22 protein-coding genes, 1 pseudogene and 2 riboswitches are annotated in these 22,526 nt (G+C 49.2%); of the genes and pseudogenes, 18 read left to right on the forward strand and 5 right to left on the reverse strand.

Annotated features, from left to right (window positions below; genetic code table 11):
• Positions 1 to 370: 370 nt before the first annotated feature.
• Both AC3Y23_RS28735 and AC3Y23_RS28740 read right to left on the reverse strand, forming a co-directional pair.
• Positions 371 to 811, reverse strand: a complete 441-nt coding sequence (locus AC3Y23_RS28735; RefSeq protein ID WP_379205501.1) for a hypothetical protein — start codon at positions 809 to 811, stop codon at positions 371 to 373.
• A 15-nt stretch (positions 812 to 826) separates the two neighbouring features.
• Positions 827 to 1,072: pseudogene (locus AC3Y23_RS28740) on the reverse strand (IS1595 family transposase); the annotation flags it as partial.
• A 209-nt stretch (positions 1,073 to 1,281) separates the two neighbouring features.
• Here AC3Y23_RS28740 and AC3Y23_RS28745 point away from each other — a divergent pair.
• Positions 1,282 to 2,340 carry an alkene reductase gene (locus tag AC3Y23_RS28745; RefSeq protein WP_379205502.1) on the forward strand — a complete coding sequence of 353 codons (1,059 nt, stop codon included), beginning with the start codon at positions 1,282 to 1,284 and terminating at the stop codon, positions 2,338 to 2,340.
• Between the two features lie 154 nt (positions 2,341 to 2,494).
• On the forward strand, positions 2,495 to 2,989 hold the full coding sequence (locus tag AC3Y23_RS28750; RefSeq protein WP_379205503.1) for a MarR family winged helix-turn-helix transcriptional regulator: 495 nt from the start codon (positions 2,495 to 2,497) through the stop codon (positions 2,987 to 2,989).
• A 149-nt stretch (positions 2,990 to 3,138) separates the two neighbouring features.
• Here the strand turns inward: AC3Y23_RS28750 and AC3Y23_RS28755 are convergent, their stop codons facing one another.
• The gene (locus AC3Y23_RS28755; RefSeq protein ID WP_379205504.1) at positions 3,139 to 4,671 is read right to left on the reverse strand and encodes an N-acetylmuramoyl-L-alanine amidase family protein; all 1,533 of its coding nucleotides are present in this window, start codon (positions 4,669 to 4,671) and stop codon (positions 3,139 to 3,141) included.
• 487 nt (positions 4,672 to 5,158) lie between these two features.
• Here AC3Y23_RS28755 and AC3Y23_RS28760 point away from each other — a divergent pair, with 487 nt between their 5' ends.
• The 4 genes from AC3Y23_RS28760 to AC3Y23_RS28775 are packed head-to-tail and all read left to right on the forward strand — an operon-like array spanning position 5,159 to position 8,655.
• Positions 5,159 to 6,121, forward strand: coding sequence for a metal ABC transporter solute-binding protein, Zn/Mn family (locus tag AC3Y23_RS28760; RefSeq protein ID WP_379205505.1), 963 nt, complete (start codon positions 5,159 to 5,161; stop codon positions 6,119 to 6,121).
• Between the two features lies 1 nt (position 6,122).
• Positions 6,123 to 6,857, forward strand: a complete 735-nt coding sequence (locus AC3Y23_RS28765; protein ID WP_379205506.1) for a metal ABC transporter ATP-binding protein — start codon at positions 6,123 to 6,125, stop codon at positions 6,855 to 6,857.
• On the forward strand, positions 6,854 to 7,780 hold the full coding sequence (locus tag AC3Y23_RS28770) for a metal ABC transporter permease (protein WP_379205507.1): 927 nt from the start codon (positions 6,854 to 6,856) through the stop codon (positions 7,778 to 7,780). The genes AC3Y23_RS28765 and AC3Y23_RS28770 overlap by 4 nt, the downstream gene beginning before the upstream one ends.
• Positions 7,780 to 8,655 carry a metal ABC transporter permease gene (locus tag AC3Y23_RS28775; RefSeq protein WP_379205508.1) on the forward strand — a complete coding sequence of 292 codons (876 nt, stop codon included), beginning with the start codon at positions 7,780 to 7,782 and terminating at the stop codon, positions 8,653 to 8,655. Before AC3Y23_RS28770 ends, AC3Y23_RS28775 begins: the two co-directional genes overlap by 1 nt.
• Before the next feature lie 40 nt (positions 8,656 to 8,695).
• On the opposite strand, the gene AC3Y23_RS28780 is transcribed toward AC3Y23_RS28775, so the two are convergent.
• Positions 8,696 to 9,865, reverse strand: a complete 1,170-nt coding sequence (locus AC3Y23_RS28780; protein ID WP_379205509.1) for a PstS family phosphate ABC transporter substrate-binding protein — start codon at positions 9,863 to 9,865, stop codon at positions 8,696 to 8,698.
• A gap of 208 nt (positions 9,866 to 10,073) precedes the next feature.
• A riboswitch (FMN riboswitch) is annotated at positions 10,074 to 10,224 on the forward strand.
• Positions 10,225 to 10,353: 129 nt separating this feature from the next.
• Here AC3Y23_RS28780 and AC3Y23_RS28785 point away from each other — a divergent pair.
• The 9 genes from AC3Y23_RS28785 to AC3Y23_RS28825 all read left to right on the forward strand — a co-directional run bounded on the left by AC3Y23_RS28785 (position 10,354) and on the right by AC3Y23_RS28825 (position 18,632).
• The gene (locus tag AC3Y23_RS28785; protein ID WP_379205510.1) at positions 10,354 to 11,307 is read left to right on the forward strand and encodes a DMT family transporter; all 954 of its coding nucleotides are present in this window, start codon (positions 10,354 to 10,356) and stop codon (positions 11,305 to 11,307) included.
• A 273-nt stretch (positions 11,308 to 11,580) separates the two neighbouring features.
• Entirely contained in the window at positions 11,581 to 12,270 is a 690-nt protein-coding gene (locus tag AC3Y23_RS28790; protein ID WP_379205511.1) for a stage V sporulation protein AA, read from the forward strand.
• Entirely contained in the window at positions 12,242 to 12,667 is a 426-nt protein-coding gene (locus tag AC3Y23_RS28795) for a stage V sporulation protein AB (protein ID WP_379205512.1), read from the forward strand. Before AC3Y23_RS28790 ends, AC3Y23_RS28795 begins: the two co-directional genes overlap by 29 nt.
• 197 nt (positions 12,668 to 12,864) lie before the next feature.
• Positions 12,865 to 13,383, forward strand: coding sequence for a hypothetical protein (locus tag AC3Y23_RS28800; RefSeq protein WP_379205513.1), 519 nt, complete (start codon positions 12,865 to 12,867; stop codon positions 13,381 to 13,383).
• A gap of 48 nt (positions 13,384 to 13,431) precedes the next feature.
• On the forward strand, positions 13,432 to 13,599 hold the full coding sequence (locus AC3Y23_RS28805; protein WP_379205514.1) for a hypothetical protein: 168 nt from the start codon (positions 13,432 to 13,434) through the stop codon (positions 13,597 to 13,599).
• 734 nt (positions 13,600 to 14,333) lie between these two features.
• A complete protein-coding gene (locus AC3Y23_RS28810; RefSeq protein WP_379205532.1) occupies positions 14,334 to 15,974 on the forward strand; it encodes a spore germination protein in 1,641 nt (546 codons plus the stop codon).
• A 186-nt stretch (positions 15,975 to 16,160) separates the two neighbouring features.
• Positions 16,161 to 17,492 carry a diaminopimelate decarboxylase gene (gene lysA, locus AC3Y23_RS28815; RefSeq protein WP_379205515.1) on the forward strand — a complete coding sequence of 444 codons (1,332 nt, stop codon included), beginning with the start codon at positions 16,161 to 16,163 and terminating at the stop codon, positions 17,490 to 17,492.
• A gap of 141 nt (positions 17,493 to 17,633) precedes the next feature.
• Positions 17,634 to 18,065, forward strand: a complete 432-nt coding sequence (locus AC3Y23_RS28820; protein WP_379205516.1) for a peptidylprolyl isomerase — start codon at positions 17,634 to 17,636, stop codon at positions 18,063 to 18,065.
• A 171-nt stretch (positions 18,066 to 18,236) separates the two neighbouring features.
• Positions 18,237 to 18,632: a nitrous oxide-stimulated promoter family protein gene (locus tag AC3Y23_RS28825; protein WP_379205517.1), complete on the forward strand. Its 396-nt coding sequence runs from the start codon at positions 18,237 to 18,239 to the stop codon at positions 18,630 to 18,632.
• Positions 18,633 to 18,639: 7 nt separating this feature from the next.
• Here the strand turns inward: AC3Y23_RS28825 and AC3Y23_RS28830 are convergent, their stop codons facing one another.
• Positions 18,640 to 19,398, reverse strand: a complete 759-nt coding sequence (locus tag AC3Y23_RS28830; protein WP_379205518.1) for a YwaF family protein — start codon at positions 19,396 to 19,398, stop codon at positions 18,640 to 18,642.
• 247 nt (positions 19,399 to 19,645) lie between these two features.
• On the opposite strand from AC3Y23_RS28830, the gene mscL reads away from it, so the two are divergent.
• From mscL to ribE, 3 genes are all read left to right on the forward strand, one after another.
• On the forward strand, positions 19,646 to 20,041 hold the full coding sequence (gene mscL / locus AC3Y23_RS28835; RefSeq protein WP_379205519.1) for a large conductance mechanosensitive channel protein MscL: 396 nt from the start codon (positions 19,646 to 19,648) through the stop codon (positions 20,039 to 20,041).
• 197 nt (positions 20,042 to 20,238) lie between these two features.
• Positions 20,239 to 20,398: riboswitch (FMN riboswitch) on the forward strand.
• Between the two features lie 238 nt (positions 20,399 to 20,636).
• A complete protein-coding gene (gene ribD / locus AC3Y23_RS28840; RefSeq protein WP_379205520.1) occupies positions 20,637 to 21,737 on the forward strand; it encodes a bifunctional diaminohydroxyphosphoribosylaminopyrimidine deaminase/5-amino-6-(5-phosphoribosylamino)uracil reductase RibD in 1,101 nt (366 codons plus the stop codon).
• A 19-nt stretch (positions 21,738 to 21,756) separates the two neighbouring features.
• On the forward strand, positions 21,757 to 22,428 hold the full coding sequence (ribE, locus tag AC3Y23_RS28845; RefSeq protein ID WP_379205521.1) for a riboflavin synthase: 672 nt from the start codon (positions 21,757 to 21,759) through the stop codon (positions 22,426 to 22,428).
• Positions 22,429 to 22,526 lie beyond the last annotated feature (98 nt).

Consider the following 22,526-nt stretch of genomic DNA (forward strand, 5'->3'; position numbering starts at 1 on the left):
CTTTATACGTTGGTGTTCTCATCATAAAACATCTGTTGGCTCTCGGGTACTCTGAAATCGTTTACCTTTAATTGGAAATATAGTGATACAAGATTAGACTCCAGAGACGTTATGAGCAGAAATCCTGTGTGAAATCCACTGTTTGGGAGGAAATAGCGGCAGCTGAGTCCGTTACATGTTGCAAAAGCTACTTGATGTACAAATAACGACAATAGGGTCCGTTAGCCCCCAGGCATAAGTTTCAACCTTTGAAGCAATTGTTTTGGCAATCACTGATGATGAAGCTGAGCCTGATTTATAAGGCTATTTATCATCAACAATCATAGAGAATGTGTTTCTCGACACTCTGACCGCCTTTGAGGCGGTTTTTTTACTGTAATCGACGTTTTCGTCCCCATAGCCAAGCGGCATAACCAATGATGACAAAGCTAATGAGGAATAGCATGATCGGTTTGGTATAGTCTGGTTTACCAGCATATTTGCCGTGATAGAGTAAGGTTGCGTACCGACCATCGCTTTCTTGTACCGCGATGACTGCAGAATCACTGATATCGAGGATACGGTAATAAGGCGTCCCTTTCGGATAGGTATTCGAAAAATTGCCGGAATACGTTCCTTCACGATCGGAATAGAACGTCACTTCTCCGATTTTCTTTCCTATTGTTTCAACGGGTGTATATGTACCTTGATGGGCATAGACACTCCCGTTATACACCACGAACTGGAATGCCCAATCGGCAGATACCGTTGTGCTGGATATAACGCACGATAGAATTAAGAGCATAGATAGTGCAGCTCTGCGAAGATTCAATAAGTCCCCCCCAATCTAGTTACGATACCTTACTTTGACCGTATATAAGCAGGAAGTCACTAACATATTCTTTTTATTCGCTGTGGTGTTTTCGTATTCCTTTTCGTCTAAGAGTTGAAACCACACCAGATAGTGTTGCAAATATTTCGTCGCTACTTCGTTAAAGCGATCCAGCCAAATGTTTAACCGGCTATGGTAGCTGTTTACGCTATGTATATGGTACGCACCTTTGACGCGTATTTTTCCATCGGACTTAAACCGGTTGACCGACGGTTCTTGTGCTTGAGGCACCTTAGTATTTCTATATTATGCAATGCGAATTGCTTTCAAAATGGTACGTTCAATGTCTTCTTACTCAAAAGTTTATTATAATATGTTCCCGGCAACATAAAATATGTTGACAGCCACATATATGTTTGATAAATTTATGTTGCCGGCAACGTTTATATAAATTGAGAGGAGTTTTTTCAATGAAAACAATTTGGAAACCAGTAGTAGTTGGGGATATAAATTTGCAACATCGTTTGGCACTTGCGCCAATGACTAGATCACGGGCTCAGTTCGACGGTACTCCAGGAGAACATAGTGCGGAATATTATGCACAACGAGCTTCTTTGGGCCTTCTAATTAGTGAAGGAGCACAGCCTTCAGAGGATGGACAAGGTTATTTATTTTCACCAGGTATTTATACAGAAGAGCATATTGCAGGTTGGAAAAAGGTGGCTGATCGTGTTCACGAAGCAGGTGGATACTTGTTCATTCAGCTTATGCATGCAGGGCGCATGTCACATCCAGACAATACACCTCATCACCGTCAGCCAGTGGCCCCTTCAGCCATTGCTCCAAAGGCACAAATGTACACTGCAACAGGCTTGCAAGATGTTCCTGTTCCGCGTGAGTTAAGTTTGGAAGAAATCCAAGAAACAATTGGTGATTTCCGCAGAGCTGCCGCAGCGGCCATACAAGCAGGAGCTGATGGTGTTGAAATCCATGGGGCAAACGGCTATCTTATTCATCAGTTTATTTCTGAGAATGCTAACGTGCGCACGGATTCGTATGGAGGATCGATTGAAAATCGCGCTAGATTCGCTATTGAAGTTGCGGCAGCGGTGGCTGAGGAAATTGGAGCTAGTCGCACAGCGATCAGGCTCTCTCCTGGAGTTCCTCTTGGGGATCTGACAGAAGGTGCAGACGGTCCTAAGGTGTATAAATATTTGATTTCCAAGCTGGGTGAGCTTAACTTAGCCTACCTCCATATTCTTCATGGTGGCGACGAAGCATTGCTTAAAGATATTCGTTCGGCTTGGCCAACCACGCTGATCGTCAATCGTCCTGGACGTCCATTAGAAGAGCTGGATAGAGATTTGAAGGATAACTTAGCCGATATTGTATCGGTAGGAACCTGGGCGCTGGCCAATCCTGATTTGGTAGATCGTTTGAAATCAGGGGCACCATTAAATGAAGCCGATCCTACAACTTTTTATGGCGGTGACAGCCACGGCTATATCGATTATCCGACAATGAAATAAGCTTGATCTATAATTTCCATTTATCCGGCGCCATAATACAGCAGCATTGAGGCTGTGTTATGGCGCAATTTTTATTTATACACCCGCTTCTTTACAAGTGCAGAATAATTCTCTACGCTTAATAATAAGTAAAAGCGGAAAGGTGATTTGAAAGATGAGTAACTTTGAAGAGAGTCAGGAAAGCTCCTGTACACCTAAGGCTGAGCAGGAAACGCAGGTCATCCAGCGATTTCCTATTAATTTCGCAATTTTTTCTATGGCTAGATCGCATCGTGGTTTGGCTGCATATTTGCTACGCGAGGCTGGTTTATTCGCAGGTCAAGAAATTATGCTGATGCAGTTAGGAGAGCAAGACGGACAATCGCAGCAGTGTCTCGGACGTACGATGCGACTGGATCATTCTACGATTGCCAAGTCCGTTCGACGCTTGGAGGAAGCAGGACTAGTCACTCGCTCCCGTTCACCTAAGGATGGGCGCGTCACGCTGGTTAAACTAACGGAGAATGGTCGAGAACTTGTGGACAAGGCGACTGCCGTTTGGACAGAAATGGAGAAAGCGGCTTCTCAAAATCTGTCAGATGAAGAGCAGGAGCTACTAATTTCGTTATCTCAAAAAATTTCAGGTAATCTGGAAGGCATCATGGGATAAAGCGAATTTTAAATCCTGCAATTCATTATTTAGAGCAATCAATAAGCCTGATAGATAGAATATAAAATAAAAATCCAGCCCCATTGCAGGGGCTGGATTTTTTGGCTTCAAACAGTTGCCTAGCTTCACATCAGAACTTGTCGATCGGACTACATTTTCAAATATTCCTTGATACCAGCGACAACTGCTTCCGCAACTTTTTGCTGGAAATCATCTGAATACATCAAGGCTTCGTCCTTCGAATTGGTAAGGAACCCGACTTCCAGCAGGATTGCTGGCATTGTCGTTTCCCTGGTTACATGCAGACTGTTCAGTTTGAGTCCTCGATCTGGCAGGCCGGTGGCCTGAACCAGATACTTATGGACGGTTTGGGCAAATTGAAGGCTTTCTTTGCGAGAGTAATGGGTCTCCGTTCCACTTGGGCTGGTTTTGGTCCCAGATGGCGGACTATTGCCATGTACGGAAACAAACAAAGAAGCATTAAGACTATTAGCTAATTTGGCTCTTTCCTGCAGAGTAGGATATGTATCTCCACTGCGGGTAAGCACGACTTGGATATTCGGCTCGTTCTTCAGTAGCGCCTCGATTTTGAGGACAACCGCGAGCGTGAAGTCCTTTTCCTTGAGGTTGTTCAGGCTGCTGGCTCCTGGATCTTTACCGCCGTGTCCGGCATCTAGTACGATCACCTTCTTGCCAGAGTCGCCCGGCAATGGCGTAACGGATGTATCCGGCGTAGGTGTCGGTATAGGAGTAGCACCAGGGTCAGGGATATAGCCGCCAGTCCCGTTCAAATCAATAATCAACAGACCATCATTGGCATTGGTCACACCGTACGTTTTAGCGCTACTCAAGTCCAGAACAATACGTATCGTTGACGGTGTGCTGCTGAACAGGGAATATCGGACGCCCGTGACGTCAGGGTAACCCGTTATAGGCACTTGGCCGCTTTGTCCAGCAGACAGAGGCAGTCCCTGGCTGAAGGCTTGTCCAAAGACAGTATTCGGCAAGTCGATAACAATCCGGTCAGTACCAGTCATTGTAAAGATGTTCGGCTTTACACTTCCGTTCAAAGAGATAATCAGCTTGTTGTCATTAAAGCTCATATCCGTTAAGGATGCCGATATCGTACTTGCCGGAGGAGTAGCGTTACCTCCCGGCGGGGTGGCTCCATTATCCGGCGTCGGAGAGGGTATATCCCCAGGCGCAGGAGTGGCTGATCCTCCGTTATCGACGCCAATCTCCTGTGCTGGAGAGGTTAAGTATACGGTCTTGGTAAAATTGTCCCAACCGACAGTGGCACCTGTCTGTTCTCCGATAAATCTTAATGGAACAAACGTGGTACCTTTGCTCAGGAAGGGCGGATTATCGAGGATGATCTGCGCACCATCGGCCTCCGCTTCTTTCTGGTTCACGACCAGCTTCAGCACACGTCCTCCCTGCTCAATTGTCGCTATCTTTGAGATGTTATCCCATTTGACTCCATACCCTAGCTGCTCCGTGACGAGACGAAGTGGCACCATGACACTTCCGTTCACAATCTGGACCTGTACATCCTTAGGCAAGGACAGATCGTTGCCATCCAGATTAATGTGTGTGCTGGACGCGGCAGCATGTCCCGTAACGGGAAATACCAGTACGAGCGCAAGAATCAGCAGTACTGCCCACAAACCGTACTTCTTCATTTCACCATCTCACCATCCTTGTGTGTTGATCCTATGTATGGACACAGTCTATCTACGATGCCAATGAAGGCATATATATAGGTTAGACGACAAAACTTTCCAAAAGTTGCAGTGGTTTCGGGATAAAATTTTGCATCTTCGAATGACCACTCGAAGTGTTTTTTCAGTAACAGAAAGAGATGAGCAGCAATAAAGTGAAAATTGTTTCACTCTTTTAAATTTTTTAGTGAGTGTAAAATTCACGTGAAGATGGATCCTTAAATCCCTGTTAAATCAACGTTATGGGTGAACACACTGATATTTATATCGGAAAAAATGATGAAGAAGTGTACAGAATATCGGATTAATTTCTTGACAAATCAGCAGTAAGGAATTAATTTTGGTTATAGAAACAATTGTTTCCTTAGGGAAAAATATTTTCGTGAGGTCATTTATTTATTTTTCAAAAAATTACCTGATCATCAGGTTGTCAAGAGGAGGAAGCAACATGAGAGAGAGACTGAAGGGTAGGAAGGCGAGGTGTGGACTCGCTCTGTCCTTGGTGTTGTCATTGGTATTATCGGCATGCTCAGCGGAGGGCCAAGAAGGCAAGGGAGCAGAGGCGGATGGGAAAATTGCTATTGTCACCACCATCGCACAGATTGCCGAGCCGCTTTCTATTATTGGCGGGGATAAGGTCAGTGTTAGCAGTTTGATGGGCCCTGGTGTGGACCCTCACCTGTATAACGCGACGCAAGGGGATATTAAGAAGATGGCATCGGCAGATATCGTATTCTACAGCGGACTTCATTTGGAGGGTAATATGACGCAGGTCTTTGAACAGATCGGCAAAACCAAGCCGGTGAAGGCGATTGCTGAAGCCATTCCTGAGGATTTGCGACTGAAGGATGAGAAGGGTGATATCGATCCCCATGTTTGGTTTGATATTGATCTTTGGGGAACAGCACTTGGTTCTGCTACAGACGGATTGAAGGAGCATTTTCCGGAGCATGCGGAGCTATTCGAGGCCAACAAGAATGACTATCTTAAAAAGCTGGATGAATTGAAGAAGGAGTCCGCAGACATGATGAGCACCATTCCAGAAAAGCAGAGAGTGTTGGTTACCGCTCATGATGCTTTTGGCTATTTCGGACGGATGCACGGGCTGAAGGTGGTCGGTCTGCAAGGTCTCAGTACAGAAGATGAGATTGGCATTACGGATGTGGATGATACCATAGGGCTGCTTCTGGAGTATAAGGTTCCTGCCGTATTTGTGGAGAGTAGCGTCAACCAGAATTCGATTAATGCGGTGATCCAGGGCGCGGGAAGCAGAGGGCTTCAGGTAAAGCTTGGCGGTGAGCTATTCTCGGATGCGATGGGCGACGGCGGGACCCCGGAAGGAACATATATCGGGATGTATCGACATAACGTCAAGACCATCGCTACAGCACTGGGCGGGGGAGGTAACTAACATGCAGGGACTTAGTGTCACAGGCTTATCGGCCGCTTATCGGAAAAGTAAAGTACTGGACGAAGTCAATTTCGAGCTGCCTAAGGAATCGCTAACCGGAATTGTAGGCCCCAACGGTGCGGGCAAATCGACCCTGCTGAAGGTGATGCTGGAGCTGCATCCGAAGCTTGAGGGAACGGTTCATTTTGCCGGAAAGCCGCTGAAGGCGATACGCCAAAAAATCGGCTATGTCCCGCAGCGGGGCTCCGTGGACTGGGATTTCCCAACAGATGCACTGGATGTCGTAATGATGGGGCTATATGGAAAAGTGGGGTGGCTGAAATCGCCCAAAGCACGGCACCGCGATCAGGCGATGACGGCACTGGAGCAGATGGGCATGGCGAATTACGCTAGCCGCCAGATCAGTCAATTGTCTGGTGGACAGCAGCAGCGGGTCTTTCTGGCTCGGGCGTTGGTTCAGGATGCCGAGTTGTATTTCATGGATGAACCACTCGCAGGTGTGGATGCGGCTACAGAGCAGGCGATCATGACTACGCTGAGAGAATTGAAGGGGCGCAACAAGACGGTTATGGTCGTGCATCATGATCTTCAGACCGTGGAGGATTATTTTGATCATGTGTTGCTGCTTAACCGCACGGTGATGAATTATGGAGAGACAGCGGATGTGTTCACGAAAGACAATGTGTACCGGACGTACGGGGCAGGCCTGCGCTGGAGAAAAGAGGTGCCGTCATGACACTCCTGCTGTCGCCCAATGCTTGGTGGGTATTGCTTAGCATGCTCGTGCTTGGTGTCGCCTCAGGGATGATTGGCTGTCTCGCCTATTGGAAACGGCAGAGCCTGATGAGTGATGCGTTGTCCCATGCGGCGCTGCCGGGCGTGGTTATTGCTTTTGCCATCACCGGTGTGAAAATGCTGCCTGTGCTGATCTTGGGGGCGGCCATCAGTGCGCTGATCGGCGCGTTCCTGGTGCAATGGGTAGTTTCCGCCAGTCGGATCAAGGAAGATACAGCGATGGGCATCGTGCTGTCCGTGTTCTTCGGCCTTGGGATTATGCTGCTCACGATCGTGAACCGGACCGGGGGCGGCAATGTAAGTGGACTTGATGGATTTATCTTCGGGCAGGCCGCTTCCATGGTTCGTACCGATGTCTACACCATGAGTGCGCTGGGACTTCTGGTTATCTCCACCGTCTGGCTGGGATTCAAGGAGTGGAAGCTGTTTCTGTTCGACCCCGCCTTTGCCAAAGGCCTCGGTTTGTCACTCCGGTTGATGAACAGTCTCTATTCAGGCTTACTGGTACTGGTAATTGTCATCGGCATTCAAGCCGTCGGGGTTATCCTTATGTCCGCCTTGTTGATTATTCCAGCAGTGAGCGCGCGGTACTGGACGCATTCTTTTAAATGGATGCTGATCGGTGCAGCACTTATCGGAGGAGGATCAGGTGTGATTGGGACGGTGCTAAGTACGATGGGTAAAGGATGGCCAACGGGTCCCTTCATCGTTGTTACATCTTCAGCCTTCTTCATGGTTTCTCTGCTGTTCGGTGCCCAGAAAGGACTAGTGATTGTCCGCCTGCAGCAGCGCAGCAGAACAAAGAGTGGATTGTCGGCACCAGCCGAGAGAGAGCAAACAGTTGTGAAGGAGGGGGGATACTGATGAGCTATACCGGCTGGATTTTGCTGACCGCTTCACTAGTAGGCTTGTCATGCGGTACAATCGGCGTTCTGTTGATTTTGCGTAGAATGGCGATGATGGCGGATGCCATCAGTCATACCGTGCTCCTGGGTATAGTTGTTGCTTTTCTGGTCACGCGTGAACTGAGTGGGTATCACATGCTGATCGGCGCTGTCGTGGCAGGGCTATTAACATCCTTATTGATCCAGTGGCTGCAGTCGCGTGGGGTGCAGGGTGAGGCATCGATTGGAGTGGTGTTCACGACCTTGTTTGCGGTGGGGGTAATCCTGATTGCTACGAAGGTGGGCAATGCCCATCTGGATGTGAAGCATGCCTTGATGGGCGAAATCACCTTTGTGCCGTGGACAACGGTGCATCTACCATGGATCGGAGACATTCCCGAGGCCACCTTCATTCTGTCCATTGTGTTGCTGGTGGTTCTAGCGGCAGTGATTGGATTCTACAAAGAATGGAAAATAACATCCTTTGATCCTGCACTGGCTGCAAGCCTCGGTATTCCGGTTGTTGTCATGCACTATGCATTTATGTCGCTCTTGTCTATCACTACAGTGGCGGCCTTTGATGCTGTAGGAGCGATCATGGTTGTGGCTATGCTGATTACTCCTGCAGCTTCGGCCTATCTTTGGACAGATCGTTTGTCCTTGATGTTTGTGCTGAGTGGGGGCTTTGGCATCCTGGCTGCAGTCGCAGGATACTATACCGCAGCCTGGCTGGATACATCGATATCGGGTTCGATGGCTTTCGCTACCGGGGTACTGTTCATGATCAGCTTCCTGGCTTCACCAAAGCATGGCTTGCTATCAAAGCTGCTGTCACCTACAGTTACAGCCGAATAAATCAGAGGATGTTCCATACTGTTGGAGCATCCAGTGAAACTCATTCCAAAGAAGTATAACCTGTCTTCTCCACCAGTTCCTGTCCCTGTGGTGAGGTAATCCAGTCGATAAACGGCTCGATGTTAGGATTGCTGCTGCCGGCTGTAACGGCATAGAATGCGGTGGCAAAAGGATATTCACCACTACGGATTGTCGTTCTATCCGGTCGTATCCCATCGATCTCCAGCAGTGCAATCTCTCCGTCATGATTTAGCTCAGAGGCGTAGAACAGGAAGCTGTAGCCGAGCGCATTTCGGAAATTGCGGTAGTTTGCAGTCCGGCTAATGATACCGCTCATGAGGTCGGCAACGTCCTTCTGTGGAGGGGTCATAAGCGGTGTGCCCTTCATAAACTTATGAAGCATGGTCTGGCTGCCGCTATCCTCTGGACGCTGGAAGGCCCGAATCCGGTCGTTGCTGCCGCCTACCTCTTTCCAGTTTGTGATTTTTCCCGAGTAGATTTCCTTGATCTGTGCAATGGTCAGCCCTTTGACCGAATTGCGCCTATTCACGAAGAATACGAAAGCTTCCCGGCCAATCGGCGTCAGCTTGAGCTGCACGCCTTTTTGCTGTGCTTCCTTCTGCTGAGATTCAGATGGGGCCGCAGCAAAAATCATATCGACTTCGCCTTCAAGCAAGCGTTTATAGGCCACCGGAGTTGTTGAGCAGGTGATTAAGCTATCTGCGCCATAAGGCTGGTACTCGCCAGAAGGATACACAGCCTGGGCAAAGGCCGCATACAGCGGATAAAGGGCTGTGGCGCCGTCAAGACGCGGAAGATTTTCAGGAATGGTAAAGGTCGCAGGTTCAGTAAGTGCAGCAGCTTTGGTATTGGGGACAAAAGGCGCGTATTGTGCCAGGTTGACCTCCTGCTCGTTGATCTCGTCAAAGCTGTTCATATACATTTTATTGAGCTCATAGCCAGCAGTGGTTAGCAGAGAGATCCCGGCGAATGAGAGTAATACGATGTGCCTGGTTCGCTGTTTCAGTATTTGGAATATTGTGATGACAGAGTAGATGGCCAAGAAAACAGTGACAGTGATCAGAAGCGGCGCATAGAATTTGAGGCCGACAGTTAGAGCCGTTATGAGAGTAGTGATAAATCCGATCAGGGCGATACCGCCTACGGAAACGACGGAGAGTATCAGCTTTGTCCAGAATGAGTCCTTCACTATGAATGGGGCTCCTTTTCCTTGATATTATTGGTAATGAAATTAATTGAATTATACCTTGAATATCCCATTTATGTAGTGGCAAATCTGTCATTTTCAGTGACGAATTTGCTTGTATGTCATGAAAGAAATATGAATATTTTCATAAAAGGCTGGACGAATGGCTGCAATAGGTTTATTCTTGGATTGTGAAAATAATAACGGAATACAAGATTCTCGGGGTAAGGTGAAATTCCTAACCGGCGGTAATGTTCAGAGTGAGCAAAGCCCGCGACTCGTTTCCACCTGTTAGCAGGAGAGGCGACTGATCTGGTGCAATTCCAGAGCCGACGGTAAAGTCCGGATGGGAGAGGATCATAAGATAAAGGCGCGGGGTCTGTTTCCTGTACGCTTTTATTGATAATACCCCCGAGTATTGCCTGTTCCAAGGCAAATCGGGGGTTTTTGGTCTCTTAATCGAGGGTTTGTATCGACAAGGAGAATGTAAGATGAGTAATGTATCTGCTTCATCCTCCGCAGTGCGCCCGGCGCGTCTGCGGAGCGGGTTTTGGCTGGTTGTTTTGGGGGCGGCGCTCTGGGGCGTGGACCCGCTGTTTCGTATCATTTTGCTCAAGTCGCTCACTTCTTCGCAAATTGTGTTACTAGAGCATGTCGTGCTGTTTATCGCCGCATTTCCTGTTCTGTGGCGGCACCGCGCCGAGCTGAAAGCTATCCGCTTCCGCCAGGCGGGAGCACTGTTGATCGTTTCCTGGGGCGGTTCGGCAATCGCTACAATCCTGTTTACCATGGCATTGTCCAGTGGTGATCTCAATGCCGTATTGCTACTGCAGAAGCTGCAGCCGCTGTTCGCTATCGGGCTTGCGGCCCTGTTGCTCAAGGAGAGATTGCCGAAAAATTTTGGCCCACTAATAATCGTAGCCTTGATTGGAACATATCTGCTCACCTTCGGCTGGAGCATTCCTTTCGGGCATGTGAACAGTTTTATCAGCGTTAGCAGTGTCATGGCGCTGGGAGCAGCCGCGCTTTGGGGAGGGTCCACTGTGATGGGCCGCTATCTGCTGGGTTCCATGAAATATGAGACGGTAACGTCGCTGCGTTTCATCTTGGCCTTGCCTTTATTATTCGTCGTTACGACGTTGGAAGGCGCGCCTTGGCAGCTCCATGGGGGGCTTGGGGCTACCTCTGCCGTAGCGCTTAATCTGCTGCTGCAGGCGCTGCTACCGGGACTTCTGAGCATGTTAATGTATTACAAGGGACTTAGCACAACAAAGGCTTCTTTTGCGACACTAGCCGAGCTTAGCTTTCCTATGACGGGTGTCGTCATTAACTGGGTGGTGTTTAACCAACTGGTCACCCTTCCGCAAGTTATCGGATTTGCACTGATCTGGACAGCGCTGTTCTTTATCTCGAGCCAACAGTCCAGGCGGCAAAGTCTGGGATAACTAATTTTGTTACTCAACCAAATAGTACGCCTGAGGGGACAGACCCCAGGGCTCAGTTTACCTTATAAAGCACTTGTTTCACTGGATGATCCAGGGGAACAGGTGCTTTTTTACATGCCCGGAAGTAGATCGACGCGCTGCGTGAGAACCTCCAATTCCCTTTTCAAGAGTAAAATTCAGCCTTTCCTCCCATACTACCTTTATTCTTTTCTTCAACCCTGTGGAGTCCAGCCCACCCTGGACCGCTCCAGATCCCCTTTAGGAGGAATACGGATGACACACCATTCGGCAACCGCCATCTTCATACAGCTCAAAAACCGGGTGTCCGTTCCCAAAGGTCAGGGGGTGATGCTCCGGGATATTGCCAATCTCATTACAGACCCGGAGTGGGAGGACGACCTGTACTCTCTGATGTTGATCCAACCCAAACAAAGTGATGGCAACTTGATCCTGATTGATCTGCTAATGGTGATTCCGCGAATTCACGAGATCCTGCCAGGAGTAGAGATCCAGCTCATCGGCGAAGGCAGAACGATTGTGCAGATTATAGGCCCGGTGGAGTCGAAGCCCCCGTCAACGGCGTTGTTCGTGCTTGTGTGGCTGTTGTTGTTTTTTGGTTCGGCACTGACGATTATGAATTTTCATGCGGATGTGAGTATGCAGGAGGTGCAGATTCGCATTGTAGAGATGTTGACTGGGGAAAAGGATGAGCATCCTTATCTGTTTCAGATTGCTTATTCCTTGGGCATTGGGCTGGGAATGGTGATTTTCTTCAACCATTTGTTCAAGAAAAAATGGAATGAGGAGCCAACCCCGCTGGAAGTTGAGATGTTTCTGTACCAGAAAAATATTGACGAATATGTGGTTCACGAGGAATACGCAAAAATGAAGCAGCGTGAAGCAGTCATATCCGAGAACACGGGGGGCGGAGGCAATGACAGCGCCGATAACGCTGGGAATTAACCTGTTGTTGGGCATTGCCGGAGGGATCGCCGTTGGCGGTGGAGTGATCGCTCTTTTTGTTGTGCTTGATATCATACCCCGACTGGCGCAACTAACCTCTTCTTACGATAAAGTGCACTGGTATGAAGGGGCGATGGTCGCAGGGTCACTGCTGGGCACCGCCAGTGATTTCTGGAACTGGAAAATTACCTCCGGTCCATTGGTAGAAATAGCAGTGGGCTTGTTAAACGGTATCTTCGTCGGTATGCTGGCCGCCGCATTGACTGAAGTATTGAATGTGCTTCCGATTCTGGCAAAACGTCTTCAAATGGTTAATCGCATGTTCGGGCTATTGATGGCAATGACTGCCGGTAAGGTCATGGGCTCATTGTATGACTGGTTTGTGTATTTAAAGTAAAGGAGGCTGTGGGATGAACAGATATATTCACAGCGGGGATTCTGTAGAGAAAAGCGTACCGGTAGAAAAAGAGTCATCCATCGAAGGAACGAAGACTTCGTCGGGAGAGGGGATGGCAGGCAAGAATCAGGAGCTTAAGGCCTCCATGGAGCTGGGCACAGAGGGTGAGGACTCCAAAAAAACAGCAGAACCAGGCCATGGTGCAACAAGTAGCTCTGCTGGCGAGGATGGTACTGACAAGGGAGCAACTGGTGACGGATCAACCAGCGGTAGCGCTAGGGTTGAAGGATCTGCTGGTGATGGATCGACCAACGGTAGCGCTAGGGTTGAAGGATCTGCTGGTACTGGATCGACCAGCGGCAGCACTAGCGACGAGGGAGCAACTGGTGACGGGTCAAGTAGCGATAGCACTAGGGGTGCAGGTGCTACTGGTGCTGGATCGACCAGCGGTAGCGCTAGAGGCAAAGGATCTGTTGGTGATGGACCGACCAGCGGTAGTACTAGTGACGAGGGAACAACTGGTGACGGATCAATTAGCGACAGCGCTAGAGGCGAAGGTGTTACTGGTGCTGAATCAACCAGTGATAGCGCTAGGGGTGAAGGAACAACTGGTGGCGGATCAATTAGCGACAGCGCTAGGGGTGAAGGTGCTACTGGTGCTGAATCAACTAGCGGTAGCAATAGGGTCGAAGGAGCAACTGGTGATGGATCAATAAGCGACAGTGCCAGGGGCAATGCGTCCACAGGCGATCATTCTACGCTAAATGGCTCCACGGCAGAGCATCAGACTGCGGAAGGCTTCAACAGCGATCATTCCAATCATGGTGATCATGCAAGCGCTGATTATGCTTCTGTGGAGGGTGCTGACTCCGGTGCTTCTAATGCCACCAGCGAAGGTGCTGGATCAAGGTTCAATAAAGAGAGCGACGTAATCAAAGCAAACGCTATGTCAGAAGTGGAGTTTAGTATGGAATCAGGTTTGTCTTCCAGCAAGACAAGAGCCGAGGCGGAGGCTGCCCAAGTTAACCCGGCTTGGATTAACAGGAATAACAGCGGCGAGGAGCAAGGGCAGACTGAAGGAACTGACGCTGGCGCCCAAAATACTTCGGAGAAGCAGCAGACGGATTCTCCAAAGTCCGGTAATGATTCCAAGACGGCAGAATCTGGGTCCTCCCCTGAGGTAGGTGAGGATCAGGCAGCAGAGTCTGGGTCCTCCCCTGCGGAAGGTGAGAATCAGGCGGCTGAGTCTGATTCCAGTGGGAGTAATTATTCGGGAAATTCACAGGATGTGGAGGTCTCCGGTGAGCTGGGAGATCAGGGGCAGGACCAAGAGAACGGGGGCAAGGGATTGTTCGCCAGACTTTTCGGATTCTTCGCAGATGATGAAGAGGATCCCGATCAAGAGGATCAGGGCGGAGATAGCGGGAGTGGGGGACAGTCACAAGATCCGCAAGCACAGCAACAAGCCGCCGCTTCAAGTGGTCAGGAAGAGAAAGGCCAAACAAAGCAAAGTAAAGCACAACAAGGCCAGCAGGAGCAGGGCACGCAGCAGCAAAGCCAACAGAAGAAAGACCAACAGAGGAAAGACCAACAACAGGCAGCCAGCAATCAGCCCCAAGAATCAGCCCAGAAGAATCAACAGCAAAAAGTAGATACGGTTGGAAATGTGCAGGGTAGGCAGGGTCCACAGATCCCAGAGGCTTCTGGAAAGAAAGGGAAGAGTGCGGATAAAGGTCAGACTCAAGCTGAAAAGCAAGATCCGCTGGAATTAAAACGCCAGAACGAACACTCGGATTCTCTGGAGGAGTCTGTGGTTTACTGGCAGGGGAACGATGATATCCCGGAAACGCTCGAACGCATTAAGGATACGCTGACAGAGGTTATAGGACTCGGGTCTTCCTTTGATATTATTTTCAGGGAGATGAAGTTTGGGGGCGCCAATGCGGCCCTGTTCTGTATCAGTGGATTCGCCAAAGATAACATTCTGGATGAAATCCTGAAGCGCTTGACCTACATCACCCCAGAACATTTATCGACGGATGTGCTGGTTAGTTTCATGGATCTCTATATTCCTCATATCCAAGTGGAGAAGGGCGATCTGCTTAGCGAAACTATCAACAAGGTATTGTCAGGCATGAGCGCATTGTTCATCGAGGGAGAGAACCAGGTTATCGTGATGGATACCCGGACTTATCCCGCCCGTAATCCAGAAGAGCCTTCCATTGAGCGGGTGGTGCGTGGTGCGCGAGACGGATTTACAGAAACCCTGCTTAGCAATATTGCGCTGGTCAGACGGAGGCTGCGTGATCCCGGTCTGAAATTTGAGATGCATCAGGTCGGCCGTCGCACGCGAACCGATGTCTGTGTAGCTTATATCGACGATATTGTAGACAAGGCGCTAGTGAAGGCAGTTACGGATAAAATCACAAGTGTAAATATTGACGGTATCCCCCTTGCCGATAAGCAGCTGGAAGAGGCAATCGTGGACGGGGGATGGAACCCCTATCCGTTAGTCCGCTATTCGGAGAGGCCGGATAATGTATCCTCCCATCTGCTGGAGGGCCGGGTAGTCGTTTTTGTGGATACCTCTCCTAGTGTGATGGTACTCCCAACAACCTTTTTCGATCTCTGTCAGCATGCCGAAGAGAACCGTCAGACGCCTTTTATGGGGAGTTACTTGCGGTGGGTTCGGTTCCTTGGGATCTTTGCCTCGATGTTTCTACTGCCCCTGTGGCTGCTGCTGGTCATCCACCCGGAGCTGAAGCCGCCCATGCTGGATTTTATTGGGCCGCAAAAACTGGCCAAGATTCCTTTGCTTGCCCAGTTCCTGATTGTGGAGCTTGGGGTGGATTTACTGCGGATGGCGGCGGTGCACACACCAACGCCCTTGGGCTCGGCGATGGGTCTGATCGCTGCCATTCTGGTCGGTGACATCGCAGTGAAGACAGGTCTTTTCGTCAACGAGGTAGTGCTGTATATGGCGGTGGCTTCCATCGGGATGTTCGCTACACCGAGCTATGAGCTTGGACTTGCGAACCGGATTATCAGGCTTGTCCTCTTGCTCGCAGTGGCTGCTTTTCAGGTGCAAGGCTTTGTGATCGGAACTACATTGCTAATTGTGTTGTTGACGATACATCGGTCGTACAACTCGCCGTATTTGTGGCCGTTTATACCTTTTAATGCAAAGGCTATGGGCGAAATTTTGCTCCGTCAACCTGTTCTGAATTCGAAAACACGGCCTTCCTTCAACAAAACCCGGGATAATACAAGAATGCCGCCTGTACAGGACAACGAAAAACAAAAGTAACGATAATACAAATCAACTGCAAATTAGTCCATTCTACGGAGTTCCGTTTGTCTGGTATACTGAATATACTAACCAGCCCCCACAAAGTGGATTTTTGTCCGAAGCTTAAGGTCAGGGACGTTGCGGGGAGCCTGAGCATACAATAGACAGATGGAATGCGTATTCCATAGAAACTGGAGGATGAGAATGTTTTTACACGGGACGAGCCGGATTAATGATGCGGGTCATTTGGAGATCGGTGGATGTGATGTAACGGATTTGAAAGCGGAGTATGGAACACCGCTATATATAATGGACGAGCAACTGGTCCGTCGTCGCTGCCGCGAATATATGGAGGCTTACAAGGCATCTGGTCTTGGTTTCCAAGTAGCTTATGCGAGCAAGGCGTTGTCCATCATGGCTATGGTTCGCTTGGCTGACGAAGAAGGCATGTCTCTTGATGTGGTATCTGATGGTGAGCTGTACACAGCTTTGCAGGCCGGCTTCCCGGCAGAACGTATCCACTTCCATGGCAACAACAAGACGTCTGAGGAGATCGAAATGGCGATTGATGCCAAGATCGGTTGCTTCGTGGCTGACAATCTGGTTGAACTGAATCTCCTGCAAGCTATTGCAGCACGCAAAGAAGTTACCGTTAACGTTCTGTTGCGTGTGACACCGGGTGTTGAGGCGCATACCCATGAATACACCGCTACCGGTCAGACTGACTCCAAGTTCGGTTTTGACATCGGCAACGGTGCAGCTTATGAAGCTGTTAAAGTTACTAGCGACAAGGCGAACTTGAATCTGCTCGGTGTGCATTCGCATATCGGCTCACAGATTTTCGAGACAGAAGGTTTCCAGCTTGCGGTTGAGCGCGTAGCGGAATTTGCCCGCACTGTCAAAGAAGGACTGGGTGTGGAATTCAAAGTTGTGAATTTGGGCGGCGGCTTCGGTATCCGTTATGTTGAAGGAGATACCCCGCTGCAAGTATCCGATTATGTAAAAGCTATTACCGATGCGGTGAAAACTTACTTTACCGGGATCTACAGCGAGTTGCCAGAGATCTGGGCAGAACCAGGCCGTAGCATCGTGGCCGAAGCGGGTACGACTTTGTACACCGTAGGTACGGAGAAGGATATTCCTGGCGTACGCAAGTATCTTGCGGTTGACGGTGGTATGACTGATAACCCGCGTCCTGCTCTGTATCAATCCAAGTATGAGGCAATGCTCGCCAACCGTGCCAACGATCCGGCGACTGAGAAGGTCTCCATCGCGGGCAAATGCTGTGAGAGTGGCGATATGCTGATCTGGGACGTTGAGCTGCCGAAGGCCGAGAGCGGTGATTTGCTGGCTGTAGCTTCCACTGGTGCATACAACTATTCCATGGCCAGCAACTACAACCGGATTCGTCGTCCGGCAATGGTCTTTGTGCAAAATGGGCAGAGTGATCTGGTCGTGCGTCGTGAGAGCTACCAGGACATTATCGTTAATGATGTTGTGCCTGAACGTATTGCCAAACAAGCGGTTACGAAGTAACAGAAGAGTTCGGAGCAAGGGGAATAACATACAGTGCAGAGCAGGCGGGCCAGTCTCCGCTTGTTTTGCTTTGTGCGTGATTTCATAGTAAACTAAGAAAAGTGTTTAACCATTTGGAATTTTGAAAGGGGTCATTTACATATGGCAAAGCAAGCGAAAATTACTCTTGAAAACGGCGGCGTAGTGCTGATCGATCTGTTCGATCAAGACGCTCCTAACACTGTAGCCAACTTTGAAAAGCTGGCAAACGACGGCTTCTACAACGGTCTGGTATTCCACCGTGTTATTCCTGGATTCGTAGCACAAGGTGGTTGTCCTAACGGTACTGGTACAGGTGGCCCTGGCTACACTATCAACTGTGAGATCAACCCTAACAAACATGAGCGCGGTACACTTGCTATGGCGCACGCAGGTAAGAACACTGGTGGTAGCCAGTTCTACATCTGCTACGCTCCACAACCACACCTCGACGGCGTACACACCGTATTTGGTAAAGTTGTTGAAGGTATGGATCTTGTAGATACTTTCAAAGGTCGCGACAAAATGACTTCCGTAGAAATTATCGAAGCCTAATCTGTTAGTGAAGTTACAGGCCTGTGTTGAGCAGCCGCCTGAAGTATTAAAGCCTGATCCATGGTGGATCAGGCTTTTTTATGCATATATTACTGATTTCCTTGAAATCTTGTTGAACCGTACAACCCTATATTGTAAACTTATGGAAAATAAATAAAGGGTGTGCATGCCATGTCCACAGAACCGACTAAAAGGCAGAGACAAGCTCTGAAACTTAATGCTGGGCCCAGAATTAGCAGGGAAAAAATCACGGTGGGAATAATGATTGCTAAATACTGTAAGGGTCATCGGCATTTGGAGGGCGGGTTGCTCAAGGCAGAGGTGGAGGGAGAAGGTATATGCAGGGAATGTGGAGAGCTTCTGACCTATGCCTGGAAGCGGCTTGAGCACTGTCGTTTCGGTGAAAAGAAGACCACCTGTGAACGCTGCCCGGTGCATTGCTATAAGCCAGACCGGCGCAACGAGATCAAGACTGTGATGCGCTACGCGGGTCCACGGATGATCTGGAGTCATCCTTTAACGACCCTGCGGCATCTGCTCGATGGACTGACTTCCAGACCTTTCTGACACGCACTCAGTGGGGAAGCCGATTCATACGTTGGTTACGGGACTTTATCCGCGCAGGTAGCCAAAAGAACACTAAGTACATACACAGGAACACGGCGAATGCGAAGAGCTCTTCCACCAGTAAGTAATAGGGATACGGGCCAAAGTAATCCAGAACGGAATACGTGTTTGGCTTTCGCATAAGAAACATGTAATTGGAGCCTAGCATAAAATTAGCGACCCAAACGCAGGCAGCGACCAGATTCAGGCAGAGCATAGTGAAGGAAAGGGATTTCCAGCTTGGTCTGAAGCCCTCCACCCAGGTCATGTACAGGGAAGCTAGAATGATAGCCCCATGTGAGATGAAGAATAGCAGGAATCGAAAGTGCGGGAAAGGATAGACCAGATTGGGTGTCAGCAAAGCGATGGACGCACCGCCAATTCCGGCAAAATAGAGAAACCCATACAACATCCTGTTCCGGGTGAGTAGCATTACGACAGACAACAAGAGCGTAATTCCGCATAGCTCCAGCGGCAGAGAAGAACCGGATCTCCAGATCCCTTGAGATACATACCACGATTGAAGTCCGGCCTCGGAGCCCAGCAGGATTACCACGAGCAACAAGCGAATAGTCATTTGCAGACGGCTATTATGCCGGATGGCGAACCTTCCCCCATAGAGCAGTAGGCAGACAAGCACGACAAGTGCCAGAGCAATCCAATGTGAAAGTGAGAACATTAGAAAATCGTCTGTACGATTTTTTTCGAAAAAAGAGGGAAAGGCCATTGGTATCTCACTCCTTGGTCCAAAGGATGTAATTTTGCGTAGAAATTTAGCAATTCTAATCATAGCTGATAATCCCTGGTTCTTGAAAGGACTATTTACATATTTTCTCACAGACTATTAAGAGAGACTTTCGGCTAAAATCTTAATAGAAACGATTAAGAGCGTCGATTATTATGGAAATTCTTTGGAGTATTGCATAGGTGATGCTATAATGATTTCAAATTCCAAGCGCTAGGGAGGATTAAGCATGTGGAAAGAATTTAAAAGTTTTGCCTTGAAAGGAAATGTACTGGATCTGGCAGTCGCTGTTATTATTGGTGCTGCATTCGGGAAGATTGTTTCCTCCTTGGTGGAAGACATCATAATGCCTATTATCGGACTGCTGATCGGTGGCATCAATCTGAATGAACTGACGCTTACGTATGGGGATGCTGTTGTAAAGTACGGGGTGTTCCTGCAGACTGTGGTGGATTTCTTCATCATTGCGTTCTCGATCTTTATGGCTATCAAGCTGGCGAGCAAGTTCAAGAAGAAAGAAGAGGTCAAGGAGGAAGTAGTAGAAGCACCCGCACCGGAGCCGGAGGTTGCTTTGCTAACAGAAATCCGCGATTTGTTAAAAAAGCAGCAAGAACGTGGTGTGTAAGCAAGCTTTACATAGGACAAGCGCTCAGGAGTGAACTCCTGGGCGCTTGTTTTTTGCGGCTGTAAGGTCGATATTGACAACAAAAAGTTGTAAAGTTACGAAAAATAAGCTAATATACGATTTATACTTGCATTTTGCAAGGCTAAGTGTTAATTTTGTTGTAAGCAACAGCTTGATACTTCAAAATGAATAAGGTATCAATCCTTCAGGGCAGGGTGAAATTCCCTACCGGCGGTGATGTTGCTGCAAGTCAATCTTGCAGTGCTTAGTCCGCTACCCGGACCGCGCTACAACGCGGACGGTGGACCCGGTGCAATTCCGGGACCGACAGTATAGTCTGGATGGAAGAAGGAGAGATTGGCGTTTGTCCGTTAACGGGCAGGCGTACTGAAGTGTACATTAATATCATGTGCGTTATTTCACAATTCCGTTGTTTATATAACGGTTATTTGCGCACAGTTTTATTGAAACTCTCAGTAAACTAACTCTCAACAACCCATCTTGTCTCCTCCTGGAGTCTGAGGTGGGTTTTTTAGTTATGAGGCAGCAGATGCTGCATACAAGAAGTACGACTTACAGATCGGAGGACAGATGAATGAATATTATGAATGACGAGTTTTACATGTCGCTTGCCCTGGACATGGCAGAACGCGCTCAAGGACAGACTGGAATCAATCCTGTTGTAGGCTGTGTTGTGGTGAAGGACGGGGCCATGATTGGTCTGGGCACCCATCTGCAACGCGGGACAGGCCACGCTGAGGTGCATGCACTGAATATGGCGGCCGGAAAAGCGGCGGGAAGTACTGCTTACGTTACTCTGGAGCCTTGCAGTCACTATGGTATTACACCTCCTTGCAGTCAGCGTTTGATCGACGAAGGCGTGGCACGGGTGGTGGTGGCTTGTGAAGACCCTAACCCGCAGGTGGCAGGGCGAGGTGTTCAAATGCTGCGTGATCATGGCATTGAAGTAGAAGTGGGATTGCTGCGCGAGCGGGCGCTTCGGTTGAATGAGAAGTTTATCAAGTATATTTTGACCAAACAACCCTTTGTCACTCTGAAGAGTGCTAGCACGCTGGACGGCAACCTGGCTACAAAAACAGGCGACAGCAAATGGATCTCCGGCGAGGCTGCACGGGAAATTGTACACACCATGCGTCATCGCCACCAAGGCATTATGGTCGGGGTCAATACGGTGATCGCTGATAACCCGTCGCTCACGACGCGTATGGCGGTTCCTGGCTTCAATCCGGTACGGATCATTATTGACTCGGCTTTGCGAATTCCGCTGGATGCTGCGGTAGTTAGCGACGGGTTAGCCCCAACGATTATCGTGACTACAGGTTCTGCTGACGCGGCGAAAAAGGCTGTGCTGCAAGCAGCGGGTGTACAGATTGTGGTTTGCGGCACAGGCCCGCGTGTAGATCTATCCGCAGCGATGGCAGCTCTTGGCGAGATGGAGATTGGTTCCATTCTGCTGGAGGGTGGCGGAACACTGAACGGTGCGATGCTGGAGAGTGGTTTGGTAGATCGGGTAGTGCTGTTCTTCGCTCCCAAGATTGTGGGCGGTGGTGCAGAAGCCAAGGGTACCTTCGTTTTCCCAGGTGTGGAGAAGATGGCGGATGCCATTACGCTAGAGGGATTGGAAGTAGAAGTGCTCGGGGATAATGTCTGTATCAGCGGTACTCCGGTACGCTAACGCCTGAGGAGGGATAGTGATGTTCACTGGTTTAATCGAGGAAGTCGGCGTTCTGCGCGGCCTCTCCACCGGCGGTGAAATGATGGTGCTGAATATCGGGGCTTCTGTCATTATGGATGACTTGAAGATTGGCGACAGTATTGCGGTTAACGGGGTTTGCCTTACAGCAACGGCGCTGGGCGACCATTATTTTACGGCTGATGTGATGCCACAGACCTTCCGGAACAGCAATCTGAAGGAGCTGCGGATCGGCAGCAAGGTCAACCTGGAACGGGCAATGGCAGCCGGTGGTCGGTTTGGTGGTCATATCGTGCAGGGTCATGTAGATGGCACAGGCACCTTCAAAAGCATCAAGCGCGATCAGAATGCAGTGGTGTTCGAGATCGCAGCAGACCGCAAGTCGCTGTACAAATACATCATTCCGAAAGGCTCCATCACGATTGATGGCATCAGCCTAACGGTAGTTACGGTAGGAACATCATCTTTCACCGTGTCGGTTATCCCCCACACTTTGGGTGAGACAGTGCTTGGACATAAACGAGCGGGAGATAGCGTGAACATCGAATGTGATGTGCTGGGCAAATATGTAGACCACCTGCTGCATTACAGATCTGCGGGACGAGAAGAAGAAGCCGAGGATATTAGCTCTGGCATAAGTCATGATTTCCTGGCAGCCAACGGATTTATTTGAGATAAGATGATGTGATTACGGCACGATGATGTGATTGTGGAACGATAGCGTGATTGCAGAACGATGATGTGATTACGAAACGAAGATGTGATTACGGA

The organism is Paenibacillus sp. MAHUQ-45, from assembly GCF_058133325.1.

Bases quoted from the DNA above. Each gene is read 5' to 3' on its own strand.
- AC3Y23_RS28745 (WP_379205502.1), top strand. From the start codon at position 1,282: ATGAAAACAATTTGGAAACCAGTAGTAGTTGGGGATATAAATTTGCAA.
- AC3Y23_RS28750 (WP_379205503.1), top strand. From the start codon at position 2,495: ATGAGTAACTTTGAAGAGAGTCAGGAAAGCTCCTGTACACCTAAGGCT.
- AC3Y23_RS28755 (WP_379205504.1), bottom strand. From the start codon at position 4,671: ATGAAGAAGTACGGTTTGTGGGCAGTACTGCTGATTCTTGCGCTCGTA.
- AC3Y23_RS28760 (WP_379205505.1), top strand. From the start codon at position 5,159: ATGAGAGAGAGACTGAAGGGTAGGAAGGCGAGGTGTGGACTCGCTCTG.
- AC3Y23_RS28765 (WP_379205506.1), top strand. From the start codon at position 6,123: ATGCAGGGACTTAGTGTCACAGGCTTATCGGCCGCTTATCGGAAAAGT.
- AC3Y23_RS28770 (WP_379205507.1), top strand. From the start codon at position 6,854: ATGACACTCCTGCTGTCGCCCAATGCTTGGTGGGTATTGCTTAGCATG.
- AC3Y23_RS28775 (WP_379205508.1), top strand. From the start codon at position 7,780: ATGAGCTATACCGGCTGGATTTTGCTGACCGCTTCACTAGTAGGCTTG.
- AC3Y23_RS28785 (WP_379205510.1), top strand. From the start codon at position 10,354: ATGAGTAATGTATCTGCTTCATCCTCCGCAGTGCGCCCGGCGCGTCTG.
- AC3Y23_RS28790 (WP_379205511.1), top strand. From the start codon at position 11,581: ATGACACACCATTCGGCAACCGCCATCTTCATACAGCTCAAAAACCGG.
- AC3Y23_RS28795 (WP_379205512.1), top strand. From the start codon at position 12,242: ATGACAGCGCCGATAACGCTGGGAATTAACCTGTTGTTGGGCATTGCC.
- AC3Y23_RS28800 (WP_379205513.1), top strand. From the start codon at position 12,865: ATGGTGCAACAAGTAGCTCTGCTGGCGAGGATGGTACTGACAAGGGAG.
- AC3Y23_RS28805 (WP_379205514.1), top strand. From the start codon at position 13,432: ATGGCTCCACGGCAGAGCATCAGACTGCGGAAGGCTTCAACAGCGATC.
- lysA (WP_379205515.1), top strand. From the start codon at position 16,161: ATGTTTTTACACGGGACGAGCCGGATTAATGATGCGGGTCATTTGGAG.
- AC3Y23_RS28820 (WP_379205516.1), top strand. From the start codon at position 17,634: ATGGCAAAGCAAGCGAAAATTACTCTTGAAAACGGCGGCGTAGTGCTG.
- AC3Y23_RS28825 (WP_379205517.1), top strand. From the start codon at position 18,237: ATGTCCACAGAACCGACTAAAAGGCAGAGACAAGCTCTGAAACTTAAT.
- AC3Y23_RS28830 (WP_379205518.1), bottom strand. From the start codon at position 19,398: ATGGCCTTTCCCTCTTTTTTCGAAAAAAATCGTACAGACGATTTTCTA.
- mscL (WP_379205519.1), top strand. From the start codon at position 19,646: ATGTGGAAAGAATTTAAAAGTTTTGCCTTGAAAGGAAATGTACTGGAT.
- ribD (WP_379205520.1), top strand. From the start codon at position 20,637: ATGAATATTATGAATGACGAGTTTTACATGTCGCTTGCCCTGGACATG.
- ribE (WP_379205521.1), top strand. From the start codon at position 21,757: ATGTTCACTGGTTTAATCGAGGAAGTCGGCGTTCTGCGCGGCCTCTCC.